Consider the following 13,787-nt stretch of genomic DNA (forward strand, 5'->3'; position numbering starts at 1 on the left):
GCAAATGCAGAGGAACGGGAGCCGGAAAACTGCCCCCATATCTGCGATGGGGAAAGCGGCTGTATTACGGAAAAATTAGACTGCCGGCATGAGCATGACAGCGAGTGCGGCTACACCGAAAGTACGCCGGGAACACCATGCACCTATGTGTGTGAAATCTGCAATCCGCAGGACAGCGGCGAAGCCGACGAGGAACCGGTAACAGGAATCATCAAACAAGAGCATTGCTCTTGTTTGACCCTCTGTACAGAGGGTCAAATCAATCCTGACTGCCTGGTCTGTGGCGCAGAGAATGCCGGCCTGTCGGACTGCAAAGGGAAAGCTGAAAAAGAAGATACAAAACAGCCGGAAGATACCGGCATCTGCAAGCATCATCAGGAACATGACGATGCCTGCGGCTACCAGCCGGAATCGGAGGACAGTGAAGGAAGTCCGTGTACTTATGAGTGCCGTATCTGCCCCATTGAGGACTTGATCGCCGCCCTGCCGGATAAAGTGACGGAGGATAATGCGGACGAGGTGCGGGCACAGCTTGACCAAATCCTCGCCCTGTTCTCGGAATTGACCGAGGACGAACAGGGACAGATCGACCTGTCCCGCGTCTACGAACTGCAAGAGGCGCTGGACGGAGCCAATGACCCCATGCCAGCGGCGGAATCCGTGGACTGCCGGGAAGCGTCCTGGAATAACGGCGAAGTTATCTATACGGACAGAACCGAAACCTGTACGTCTGTTGAAAACAGCACCGAGGCAGTTACATGGAACGCGGGCTGGTACGCCGTCAGCGGCACCGTCACCATTTCCGAGCCCATCACCGTCAACGGCGCGGTGAACCTGATCCTGACGGATGGCTGCACCCTCACAGCGGAAAAGGGCATTGTAGTGACGAGCACCAACAGTCTGACCATCTATGCCCAGTCAGAAGATGGCGGGACGTTAAATGCCACCGGCACGGCTGACGATAGTGGTAATGCCAGCGCAGGCATCGGCGGTAGCACATCCTCCTTTGATAGCGGCAGCATCACCATTCATGGCGGCGTGATCAATGCGACCAGTGGTGCGTCTCGCTGGTATAGCGGCGCAGGTATTGGCGGCAGCACCCCCAGCTCTGGAAATGGCGGCAACAGTGGTGCCATCAAGATATATGGTGGTACGATCACCGCTGAGAGTACAGGATATACCACTGGCGCAGGTATTGGCGGCGGCGGTAGTGGCGGTACTGGAGACGGCGGTGCCGGAACTAATATCATCATCTACGGCGGCAGCATCACAGCGACATCTCACTCGACTGGTAATGGCGGGGCTGGTATTGGCGGCGGTAGTGGTCAACAAAATGGCGGCACCGGGGATGCTATTGCCATTCATGGCGGCGTAGTACGGGCCACAGGCGGCTCTTTGGGTGCGGGTATTGGCGGCGGTGGCGGTAGTAAGAAGAGCGGAGATGGCACCGTCACCATCAGCGGCGGCACTGTAACTGCTGTTGGAGGCAGCAATGCCGCAGGCATTGGCGGCGGCGGTGGGTATAGTGGTGACTATGGTATGAATATTACCGGCGGCACCGGCAGCGTCACCATTACCGGCGGCATTGTGGACGCTACAGAAAACGGAGGTGGCGCTTCCATCGGCAACGGCGGGAACACAACCGCAGCGGCGACCGTCAGCAAAACCAACGCCATCGTGTTTGAGAACGGCGCGGGCACTGTCTGCGGCGATGTGACCCTTAACGGGAGCTATCCTGTCCCCGCGGATTACACGCTGAACATCCCCGCCGGGGCCAGCCTGTCCGGGAGCGGAACTTTGACCGGCGGCGGAACGTTTACCGCCGATTTGTCGGAGGATATGGTTTCTGTCCCCACCGGTTTGTATTATAACGGGCATGACAGGTCAAATGACATAAAAACCCGGCTTTCCGACGGACTGACCCAGGGTATTGTGATTTGCGGCCAGACCTTTACGTTCAGCGGCTGGTCGGTGGAGGTCAGCAGGACAGACGATTCGTACTATACTGCTACTTATACGAATACTGACAACTCCACCACTTTCCAGAAAACCATCACGCTCCAGCAGTCCGGCACGACGCTTGACGGCGCGGTAAAAACCTACAACAGCGACACGCAGACTACTACTTTCACCGCCAGCGACACCATCACCGTCAAGGCCACGCCCACCGCAACCGGGCAGGCTCCGGCCAACTCCGCTATGTTTACGGCCAGCCTTGCCGCGCCCGCTGCGGGCCAGATGGCGGTGTTTGTGGGTGATACGCAGGTGTCCGCTCCTGCGGACAAAGGGGCGGACGGCAGCTATACCATGACCGTCAGCGCCGCCGATGTGCTGGCTGCGGCAGGAGGCCCAGGTACGGGAATCACCCTCACAGCGAAATTCGTAGGGAATAACAATATGGCGGACGCGGCAGGGACGGTAAATGTCAATATTTCCGCCGTTGCGAAGGTGGAGAAGTACGGCTCTACCACCTATGTGGGCGCTTTGGCCGATGCGTTCACAGAAGGAAACTCCGGCGCTACAGTAACCCTGCTGTCGGAGGTGGATTTAGGCAGCAACTACATTAGCATCAGAGAAAGCAACACCTTCACGTTGGATTTGAACGGTCAGACTGTCAAAGCATCTTACTATGACGCATTTGATATCTCAGGCGGCAGCCTTACCATTCAAGACAGCGGAACCGGCGGAAAGATTGAGAGTTCTGATATTACAATCGAAGTAACCGGCGGAACGCTATCCATCCAAAGTGGGACTGTTTCAGGACATACCGGTGTGCAAATTTCCAGTGGAGCGGTCAACATTTCCGGCGGAACTATCTCAGGGAGTGATACAGGATTGAAGGTGACCGGGGGTGGAAACATAGCCATTTCCGGCGGAACATTCAGTGGAGTGATAGCGGTAGAGATACACAGCAATGCGTCTGTCACGCTGAAGGATCTGCTTGCAGCCGGGTACGCCTATCACCAAAATGATATACCCGTTGCAAATGCAGAGGGGCCTGGGGGCGAAGTACCGCTTGACGCAAAACCCGCATGGCTGCCCGGCACCGTGACGGTCAAGGAGTGCAACCACACCGGCGAGGGCGTCTGTACTTACACCCACAACGAAAATACGTCCACCCACACCAAGACCTGTCTGGCCTGCGGGTATGCGGGAGCTGCGGAGAGCTGCGCATACTCTGATGACTACGGGCACGATGAAACAAACCACTGGCAGACCTGTACCCTGTGCGGCGGGAAGAAGACGGAGGCCCACGGCTGGGTACACCAGTGTACCTCGGCAACAGGTATCATCCGCCGTTCCTGCGACAAATGCGAAATTGAGACAGTCGTGGGGACCGTCTCCATAACGCCCGATTTTTCTGTGACCTACGGGAAGACAGGGAGCGCAACGCTGGTCTGCACGGCGGAGCTGGCGGATGGCTACAGCCTTGAGCCGGCGGATAGTGCGGACAATTGCTGGGTTCTGATGGCACTGTCTGACGGCAAATCCTGGAATCTTGGGCGCGAGCTTGAAGTCAAACTGCCAGCTGATCTGCCAGCTGGAGAATACTGGTATAATGCGTCCCCCCGCCTTTCTTATCAGGGAAATAATACCATTGTTAAACGTTTCAATGTAATAGGCAAAGTCACCGTCACCCCGGCCCCGCTGACCGTCACCGGCGCAGCGGCGAAGGATAGGACATATGACGGAACCAATTCGGTGCAGATCACTGGCGTGACTCTGGACGGAGTTTTGAACAGCGACAATGTATCCGTTGACCTCACCGGACTGACCGGAACGCTGAGCGGCTCCGACGCAGAGACGTATACCAGCGTTACCCTGCCCCGGCTGACCCTCACCGGCGCGGACGCGGAGAATTACACTGTGACCCGGCCCGCAGGAGCGGTCCCGGCCAGCGTGACCATCCGCAAGGCCACCTTGACCGCCACCGGCGCGACAGTGGCATCCAAGACCTACGATGGCAATACTGCCGCTTCTGTGTCCAGCGTGACCTTTACCGGGCTGGTGCCCGGCGAGGCGCTGGCCCTCGGCCAGGACTACACCGCCTTTGGCAACTATGATGACCCGAATGCTGGGGAGAATAAGTCTGCTACCATCCTCGTAGAGCTAAAAAGCAGCGCCAAGGCGAACAATTACACGCTGCCCAAGGATTCCTCAGTGAATGCCACCGGCACGATTACCAAGGCCAGCAGCTCCATCACTACCGCTCCCTCCGCCACCGGGATCACCTACGGGCAGGCGTTGAGCGACAGCACCCTGACGGGCGGCACAGGCAGCGTTCCGGGAGCGTTCGCCTGGACAGACAGCACCGCCAAGCCCAACGCCGGGACAGCGCAATTTGAAGTGACGTTCACTCCGACAGACACGAATTACAACAGCACCACCACCAATGTGTCCGTGACCGTTGCCAAGGCTACACCCACCCTTACCGCGCCCACGGCCACGGCCATCCAGTACGGCCAGAAGCTGACCGACAGCGCCTTAACGGGCGGTACAGCGACAAACCCCAACGGGAGTGCCGCCATTGCCGGAAGCTGGCACTGGGCCAGCGGGAACACACAGCCTACGGCAACCGGGACTTTCCCTGTGTCCTTTGCACCCAGCGACACCGCAAATTACAATACCCCGGCGAATGTTGATACCAGCGTCACCGTGAACCCCGCCGCGCCGAAGATCTCCCTGACCGTTCCCGCCTATCAGGTTGCGGGGGAAGATGTCATTGTGACCTGTACGGTGGAGAACCCTCACGACGCGACCTTTAAGGAGGGCATCCCTGAGAATATCACGCTGACCTATCAGATCGGGAGCGGAACCCCGCAGACGATTACAAACGGCAAATTCTCCATCCCGGCGGGGACAAAAAAGGACACGGTTATCACCGTCACCGCCAGCACCGACGCTGTAAACGGCAAATACACCGCTGCCACCAAGACAGCCACCGTGACCGTCACCGACAAAATCCCCGTAGAGATCAGCGGTATCAGCGTGACCGGGCGGGTGTATAACGGCCAGCCGGTCAACTATACCGGCACCCCGGTTGTCAAAAAGCTGGACGGCACAGTTGTCACCGACGCGCTGGTTTCCTACACATGGAGCAGCGTCACAGCCCCCGTCAACGCAGGGGACTACTCGCTTGTGGTCGCTGTGGGCGGCGGCAAATACATTGGCAGCACAACGATTCCCGTTGTGATTGAACAGGCGGAAATCAGAGTTACCGCCCCAAGCAAAACGATTTATGTGGGGGAAACTGCCCCCGTATTCTCTGCGGCAGACTGTAACATCACGGGCCTTGTTCAAGGTGAAAACCTGAAAACCCCGCCAACCGTAGCCTATGCCGAAGCCCCGGATACCTCCAAAACCGGCTCTGTGACGGTCACGGCCAGCGGAGCGGAAGTCCCGGAGGGCGGTAATTACAAAGACAGAATCGTCTATGAGAACGGAACCCTGACAATTACCAGTAAACCCCTGCCGCCTGCCAAATATACCATAACAGTACAGGCCGGAACCGGCGGCACAGCTTCCGCTTCCCCATCATCAGCGGAGAAAGGAACAAAAATCACCCTGAACGCCACACCGGACAGCGGCTATCACTTCAAGGAATGGCAAGTCATTTCCGGCGGCGTGACAATCAGTAATAACAGCTTTACCATGCCCGCCGCAAATGTGACTGTCAAAGCGGTATTTGAAAGGAACAGCAACGGCGGCGGAAACTCTGGCGGTTCAGGTGGCGGGGGAGGTTCCTCATCCGGCGGCGGTTCTTCCAGCGGTGACAATGGTTCCTCCGGCGGCGGCTCCACGATTGTAGCGCGTCCCGACGAAACCAAGCCGGACACTCCTACCACCAGCCAGACCAAACCGGCAACACCGGATAAAAACGGGAATGTGGCGGTGGATAACGGCACTGTCCAGTCTGCCATCAACACGGCAAAGAACGACGCCAAAAAGAACGGCAATACCGCAAACGGCGTGGCGGTTGTCATTCCTGTCACGCCAAAAGAAGGACAGAACTCTTTTAACGTAACTATTAACGCCCAAACCCTGAACACCCTCGTCCGCGAAAAGGTGAAGCGGCTGGAAATCAACATTGAGGGCGTGGTTGTTGGAGGAATGGACACAAAACTGCTGAAATGGCTGGATACCCTGTCGGCAAACGGGGACGTTATTTTCCGGGTAAAGAAAACAGACCCGTCCGGTTTATCCAAAGAAGCCAAAGCTGCCATCGGCACAAGGCCGGTCTATGACCTGTCGCTGGTGTATCTCTCCGGCGGGAAAGAAACGCCGATTACCGATTTTGACGGCCACACCATCGCTGTCCGTCTGCCTTATGCTCCGGCAAAGGACGAAAAGACCGGAAATCTCTATGCGGTCTATGTAGATGGCAAGGGCAAGGTGGAATGGCTGACAAAATCCAGCTATGACCCTGACCTGGGTACGGTTGTTTTTGAAACCGGGCATTTCAGCATCTACGGCATCGGCTATAAGAACCCTGTCCCGGTCTTTACAGACATTAAGAACCACTGGGCTGAGGATAACATCATCTTCGTAGCCAGCCGGGGGCTGCTCGCCGGTACTGGAAACAACCAATTCAGCCCCGACACCGGCATGACGCGGGGAATGTTCGTCACCGCCCTGGGGCGGCTGGCAGGCATCGACCAAGCCGACTATAAAACCGGGAAATTCACTGATGTGAAAGCAGATGCCTACTACGCCCCTTATGTGAACTGGGCGGCAGAAAAAGGCATTGTAAACGGCACCTCCGCCACCACCTTTTCCCCGGACACCAATATCACACGGGAACAGATGGCGGTGATTATGGCAAATTACGCGAAAAAGCTGGGCTATGACCTGCCGGTTGCCCATGATGCTGTGACCTTTGCGGACAACGCGCAGATCAGCGGCTGGGCGGCAAAGGAAGTCAAGGCCATGCAGCAGGCGGGCATCATGGCAGGGAAAGGCGGCAACCGTTTTGACCCGAAAGGAACCGCCACCCGCGCCGAAGTCGCTACTGTCCTGCGGCGGTTCGTGGAGATTGTCATTGACCCGCAGACCGCCCAGGGCTGGATGCAGAACCACAGCGGCTCCTGGCAGTACATGAAAAACGGGAAACCTGCCACCGGCTGGCTGCAAGACGATAAAAAATGGTACTGGCTGGACAGTAACGGCTGGATGTTTACTGGCGGCTGGAAACAGATTGACGGTAAATGGTACTATTTCTATTCGGACGGTTCAATGGCGGTCAATACCACCATTGACGGTTACGCCATCGGCTCGGACGGGGCCAGAAAATAGGACGGGAAAGGAGCGGCATCAGCCTTGGAGATTCCTGAAGCGATACAACCGAATACCGTTGTGAGGTAATTAGGTGCCGCAATCCCGGCTGACCCAATCCTTCTTTGTCGCATAGCGGTTAATTTTATGGAGGCCGTCTATGCGTAAACGTCCCTTTTGATCTATCTCTGCCCTTATGGGGCAGAGGCTTGAATAACAGAATAACCGATACGTTCAGGGCGCAGATGATGCAACAATCATCTGCGCCCTGTTTTTGTCTGCCCTTTTTCGGCAAAAAGAAGGGGTATTCTGGCAAAAAAGACAAAAAGCGCACTGTATGGGGAAAGAGAAACGACAAACCTCCCCCTGCCCCGCACTTTTTCTACATAGCTCAACAATTTCATAGGCTCCATTGTTTGTGGGGACCCAGCTGCCGGTCCCCACCTCCATTCGATTCACCCGTCAACCACGCCTGAATCGAAATGGAGGAAAACTATGGGCTTTCACTATGGATATGAGAAAAGGAAGTTTGATGCAGAATGGACCCGGCTGGAACAGGAATACCGCGCAGCCGGTATGGACGATAGGCAGATCGCGGCCATGAAGGAATATGACTGGACCTGGTTTTGCAGCCAGCGGACCTATCAGAACCGCGTACAGGCCCTTCCCAGCGAACAGTGTGAGGACGAGAGCGAGCAGTCCTGCCTGTTCCGAAAATTTGAATCCCTGTCCTGCACCTGGGACACCGGCGATGTGGATTCCCGGCGGTTTGGCTGGCTGTCCTCCCTGGAGGATGAACTGCTGTACCGGCGGCTCTGCAAATTGCCGGAGGACGATCTGGAACTGCTGACCCTGCTCATTGTGGACGGATACCGGCAGGCCGATGTCGCAAGGCTGTGGAACTGTTCCCGGAATGTCATCTATAAACGTTTGAAAAAAATCAAAATATTTTTGAATCAAGGGTGACAAACGGCCTTTCCCAATGCCTACACATTGAAGGGACAAGTCCTCTTGCCCCTCATTGCAGCTTGACAACTGAATATACGGCATAACAGGTACATAACCCGTATCGAAGCGGAAAAGGCGCGCCGCCAGGACGGTTGCTTGCAGGAGGTGATGACAGACAGGCAATCCGAGCGATCTACGTCCAGCCTTAAACCCGGAGATGGCGTTCCGGGCGCGATGATGGTGCGGGGGCTTAAAGATACTTCCTCACGGCCCGCCAAAGACTTGGGGGGAACCCTGCGGCGCGCGAGAAAAACGGCGCTGCGGAGTTATGACAGCTCTGCCGGGAGCGGCCTGTTATGTCCCTATCGTCAGGGGGCGTGGCAAATGTGACGAGAAGCAGAGATATATAAATTAGAAAGTGATTCTTCGGCTTTTTTGCTGTGATAGCTTTCTATTTCAAGATCAGATACCATGCGCTGGTAGTTTCGTCTGCCAGCGTATTCATGTGATTTTGAAAGCACAATGACAAACTTGACAGATTGGAGGGAATATGTTACATGGAAAAACTTATTACACGAAAAGAAGCTGCAAAGATTTTGGGGATCAGTATTGCCACATTGGATGCGGCTCGTAACAACGGTCTGATTGCCTATGTTCAGTATGTGCAGAATGGCTGTGTGTATTTTACTGCGGCGGGCCTTCAGGAGTATATCGCAAAATGTACCCATAGGGCAAAGCCTGCGGACAAGAGCGCGACTTACCGCAAACCGCGAAGTGCCAGAACATGACCCATTCCGTATCCTTGCTGGAATCCCGTATATCTGATAAAACAAAGATACAGCGCTGGAGATTATTTTTTAGGAGGTGACGGAATTGGCAAAAAGAAAAGTTGTAATTCCAGAATATGGCACTGTCATGAAAAGAGGTGTCCTGTATTACAGAACCAGGATAAGAGATGCGAATGGAAAGCTCATCGCTCTTTATGCAAGAACGCCTGAAGAACTGTACGATAGAGAAATAGAGGCATTGGAGCAGATTGACAATGCCACTTTTCATCGGAAATCGCCCACTGTTACTGAATATTGCGAAAAATGGCTGCTGATGCAGTCGGTTCATATTCGTGCCACCACACTTACTGATTATACATCTAAGGTGCGGCGGCATATCATCAAAGAGCTGGGGCAGAAACGGATGGCAGATGTAACATTGGATGACATTCAGCTGGCACTTGTTCCCGTTTCTAAAAAATCAGCTTCGGTTTACAAGTCGGTGGTGATTCTTTATAAGTCCATTTTCCGGGCAGCGAAAGAGAGCCATGTGATTGACGAAAATCCGACTATGTATTTGGATGCAAAGGGCGGGGGTGTTCCTCAAGCGGAACGGCAGGCTTTGACAGATGAACAAGCAGAACGCCTTTTAGATGCTATCCGGGGTTTACCGCCTTATGTGTTTGTTATGATCGGCTTGTATGCCGGATTGCGGCGGGAAGAAATTCTTGCGTTACAATGGGATTCTGTATATCTGGATACGGACACCCCATATCTAACGGTAAGACGGGCATGGCATACAGAGCATAACAGGCCGGTTATTCTTACCGAGTTAAAGACAAAGGCTGCGGAGAGAAACATTCCCCTCCCCATTTGTCTGGCAGAGTGCTTAAAGGCAGCAAAGGCAACTTCCACTTCGGACTATGTGGTTGCCAATCGAGATGGTGAACCACTGTCTTATACGCAGTTCAAGCGGCTTTGGCAGTATATTGTTACCAGAACGGTTAAGGAGCGCTGCTATTACCGGTATGAAGATGGAAAGCGCGTAAAGCATACGGTTACACCGGTCCTTGGAGAAAAAGCAGCCCATAATGGCAAAGTTGTTTACAGCCTGGATTTTGAAGTGACACCGCACCAGCTGCGTCATACTTATATCACAAATCTGATTCATTCATCGGTGGACCCCAAAACGGTCCAATATCTGGCAGGCCATGAAAACAGTAAAATCACTATGGACATTTACGCCAAGGTCAAATACAATAGGCCAGATCAGCTTGTGAGAGCTATGGGCGGTGCATTTGCCCAATGGGATGCTGTATAAGATAAAACAGAAAACACAGAAAGAGCGAGGCAAGGATGTCTCGCTCTTTGCTTTACGCTGGCCGTATCTTTGATTAAATTGGGACTTTCTGATAAAAAGGGAGTGTAGGTACATAGGCCGCACATTTCAGGAAAGGAAGGTCCAAAATGGCTAAAAAGAAAACTGAGATTCCAAAGTACGGAACCATCATGTTAAAAGGAATCCAATATTACAGAACCCGGATTATGGATGCAGACGGCAAGCAGGTGAGTTTGTATGCTGCCACTTGCGAAGAACTATATGAGAAACAATTAGAAGCGCGGCGGCAGGTGGAGGAGATTATCTTTCATCGGCAGCATCCAACAGTGGCCGAGTATTGCGAGAAGTGGCTGCTTATGCAGTCTGCCAAAGTGTCCGCTGCTACATTGAAAGGTTATACCGCTGATATGAAGAACTATATCATCAAGCCCCTGGGGGAGATGTATATGGAGGAAGTTACAGCGGACGATATTCGGCTGGCACTTGTGCCGCTGTCGAAAAAATCAGAGGGATTATACAGTAAGGTGAATATGCTCCTCAAATGTGTTTTTTACTCGGCAGAGCGCAGCCAAATACTTCAAAGCAATCCTTGTGTGGGCATATCGGGCAAGGGTGGCAAGGCCGCAAAAAAGAAAGAGGCATTGACAGATCAGCAGGTAGAGGTGCTTTTGGATACGGTCAAAGGACTTCCTCCCCACTTGTTTATTGTGCTTGGATTGTATTCCGGTCTGCGCCGGGAAGAAATCCTTGCATTGCAATGGGACTGTGTATTTCTGGACGAACCTACTCCCTACATATCTGTAAGGCGAGCATGGCGCACAGAACATAACCGACCGGTGATTTCTACCACATTAAAAACGAAAGCAGCCCGGAGGGACATACCAATTCCCAAGTGCTTGGTAGATTGCCTGCGGGAAGTCAAAGAAACCTCTGTTTCGGAATATGTGATTTCCGACAGCAACGGGGAGCCGTTATCCGCCTCACAATTTCAAAGGGTATGGCAGTATGTGGTGGTCCGCTCTACTCAGGCGCGTAACTATTATAAATATGTAAATGGGCAGAGCATCAAGTACACCGTCACACCGTCACTGGGGATGACGCAGAAAAATAATCCCAAGATTCACTATACACTGGATTTCCATGTGACACCACATTTGCTGCGCCACACCTATATCACCAACCTGCTGTATTCCGGGGTGGACCCTAAGACTGTCCAGTACCTTGCAGGGCATGAAAACAGCAAAACAACTATGGACATCTACGCAAAGGTGAAGTATAATAAGCCAGAGGAGTTGTTTGGCGTGGTAAATGGCGCTTTCCATCAGGCCACCGATGATTAAGAAATTGCTATTTTTCGTGGTTCCCACATAGGATAACTGAACAATGAAAAGCCGGGAAAGCCCGTAAAATCAAGGAAAAACGGCAATCAAAGAATTTCAGTACGGCCTCAAAGCGGCTCGTCGCGCTCCGCAGTTCAGCAAGCGTTAAATTTTATCAAAATGGCTCAAAAAGCCCGGAAAATCAAGGTTTTCCGGGCTTTTGCTTTTGATAGGGTTTGATGCAGTTTGACTTAAAAAAACCATTTTTCACCAAATTTGTAGTGGTTCCCAATAGGATAACCGGGCAAAAAGAGGGGTAAGTGGTTACAAAATAGGATAACCGCAGGCCGATTTTTGCCGTTTGGAAGTGCGGCTTTTCAGCTCCTTCAAGGACAATTTTTCGTCTGGATGGTTTGATATAATTTGACCGAATTTGAATAATTGAATATGATTTTAATGCAGGCACTCAGTATTTTTTGCTGGGTGCTTTTTGCATTTCCGGGGAACTGTATTCCGGGATCAGAAAAAGCCGTCACTTTTCAATTTTTGAAGTGGCGGCTTTTTCTATTTCCAGAAGCAACCACAACGACTTAGAAATGAGGTGATTATCTTGAACACGCAAATCATCGCCATCGCCAATCAAAAGGGAGGTGTGGGTAAAACCACAACCTGTGCCAACTTAGGGATTGGGCTGGCACAGGCCGGAAAGAAAGTGCTTCTCATTGACGGGGACCCGCAAGGGAGCCTGACCATCAGCCTGGGCAATCCCCAGCCGGATAAGCTGCCCTTTACCCTCTCTGACGCAATGGGCCGCATCCTGACCGATCAGCCGGTCCGCCCCGGCGAGGGGATTCTGCGCCACCCGGAGGGCGTGGACCTGATGCCAGCGGATATTCAGCTGTCCGGCATGGAGGTTTCGCTGGTAAATGCCATGAGCCGGGAAATGATTCTGCGGCAATACCTGGACAGTGTAAAGGGGCAGTATTCCCATATCCTCATAGACTGCCAGCCCTCCTTGGGTATGCTCACCGTCAACGCTCTGGCCGCTGCCAACCGGATCATAATCCCCGTCCAGGCGGAGTATCTGCCCGCCAAAGGGCTGGAACAGCTGCTCTCTACGGTAGCCAAGGTCAAGCGGCAGATCAACCCGAAACTGCAAATAGACGGTATTCTGCTGACGATGGTGGATAACCGTACCAACTTCGCCAAGCTGCTTTACCTCCTGCGCGATTTTGGCGCGTTCTGACGGGTCTTTTAAGAGTGCGGCAATCTTTTCCGTGCTGTCCGGGAAACCGCCGTACAGCGCGTCAATGGTGGGCAGTAAGCCCTTTTCCCTTGCTTCGTCGCTGAAATTCTGGCGCAGATACCACAGCTTTTCGGACAGTTCCCGAAACTCGTTGTCCCGCGCCGCGTCGATGTTGTCCTGGCTGGCAAACTGGCCGTCTTGATCTGACTGCTACATCCTCCGCAATATCGGTGTCAAGTTCCATGCCCTTTTCTTCCCAAATGTCCTCAAATGCCAACAGGCACTCGCAAAGCTGCTCCCCTAAATCAAAAACTTCTTTTTCTGGATAAATCTGTTGGCTTTCCAGCTTGTTTAGCTTTAGGATATTCGTAATCAGATCAGCCAGACGCCGGGAGGCATCTGTTACAGTCTTTGCGTATTCCTGCCGCAGTTCTTCCGGCAGCTCCGGCTGCTGGAGCATCGTCCCATAATTCTGGATGACTGCCAATGGTGTTTTCAGCTCATGGGATACGTTGGAGATAAAATCTGTCCGCAGGGTTTCAATACCAGACAATTCCTGCGCCATTCGATTGAATGAGTGAATGATGGTGTTAAGTCCATCTTGCCCTCCCATGCTGAAAACGGGCTGGATGTGTACTGAAAAATCGCCCTCTGTAATTTTTTCGGCGGCATCTGCAATACGCTGAACGGGTCTTGTCACTGTAAACCATCGGCGCATACTGTCTATGACTGTGCAGAGCAGACTAATCAACACCACGTTCCCAAACGTCAGCTTAGCGGCCACTTCTATCATTTCCAGGGTCAGCGGAACCTCCATATTTACCGGGTTGCTGCCCGTTTGTCCTTTATGTGAAATGGTTCCTTATCACCTCCCAGTCTGCCCCCACCAAAGGGCG

The 13,787-nt window shown here is 53.3% G+C and carries 6 protein-coding genes and 1 pseudogene; 6 read left to right on the forward strand and 1 reads right to left on the reverse strand.

Annotated features, from left to right (window positions below; all coding sequences use genetic code 11):
- The 6 genes and pseudogenes from D1841_RS19630 to D1841_RS14800 form a co-directional block, all read left to right on the forward strand.
- On the forward strand, positions 1 to 7,293 hold a 7,293-nt coding region (locus tag D1841_RS19630), incomplete at its 5' end, for an S-layer homology domain-containing protein (protein WP_305801093.1).
- 474 nt (positions 7,294 to 7,767) lie between these two features.
- A complete protein-coding gene (locus D1841_RS14780) occupies positions 7,768 to 8,238 on the forward strand; it encodes a hypothetical protein (RefSeq protein WP_004070809.1) in 471 nt (156 codons plus the stop codon).
- A gap of 539 nt (positions 8,239 to 8,777) precedes the next feature.
- Complete coding sequence (locus D1841_RS14785; RefSeq protein ID WP_004059840.1) at positions 8,778 to 9,008, forward strand: helix-turn-helix domain-containing protein; 231 nt, start codon at positions 8,778 to 8,780, stop codon at positions 9,006 to 9,008.
- Positions 9,009 to 9,093: 85 nt separating this feature from the next.
- Positions 9,094 to 10,308, forward strand: coding sequence for a site-specific integrase (locus D1841_RS14790; protein WP_016220200.1), 1,215 nt, complete (start codon positions 9,094 to 9,096; stop codon positions 10,306 to 10,308).
- A 146-nt stretch (positions 10,309 to 10,454) separates the two neighbouring features.
- Positions 10,455 to 11,666, forward strand: coding sequence for a site-specific integrase (locus tag D1841_RS14795; RefSeq protein WP_004059842.1), 1,212 nt, complete (start codon positions 10,455 to 10,457; stop codon positions 11,664 to 11,666).
- Positions 11,667 to 12,255: 589 nt separating this feature from the next.
- A pseudogene (locus D1841_RS14800) lies at positions 12,256 to 12,876 on the forward strand (ParA family protein); the annotation flags it as partial.
- Between the two features lie 76 nt (positions 12,877 to 12,952).
- Here D1841_RS14800 and D1841_RS14805 read toward each other — a convergent pair.
- Positions 12,953 to 13,708 carry a HAMP domain-containing sensor histidine kinase gene (locus D1841_RS14805; RefSeq protein ID WP_201751337.1) on the reverse strand — a complete coding sequence of 252 codons (756 nt, stop codon included), beginning with the start codon at positions 13,706 to 13,708 and terminating at the stop codon, positions 12,953 to 12,955.
- Positions 13,709 to 13,787: the final 79 nt, after the last annotated feature.

The sequence above is a fragment of the Neglectibacter sp. X4 genome (assembly GCF_009917365.1).
Classification (GTDB): domain Bacteria; phylum Bacillota; class Clostridia; order Oscillospirales; family Acutalibacteraceae; genus Acutalibacter.

Excerpts from the sequence above, each read along its gene's own strand:
- D1841_RS14805 (WP_201751337.1), bottom strand. The coding sequence starts at position 13,708 with ATGGAGGTTCCGCTGACCCTGGAAATGATAGAAGTGGCCGCTAAGCTG.
- D1841_RS14785 (WP_004059840.1), top strand. The coding sequence starts at position 8,778 with ATGGAAAAACTTATTACACGAAAAGAAGCTGCAAAGATTTTGGGGATC.
- D1841_RS14780 (WP_004070809.1), top strand. The coding sequence starts at position 7,768 with ATGGGCTTTCACTATGGATATGAGAAAAGGAAGTTTGATGCAGAATGG.
- D1841_RS14795 (WP_004059842.1), top strand. The coding sequence starts at position 10,455 with ATGGCTAAAAAGAAAACTGAGATTCCAAAGTACGGAACCATCATGTTA.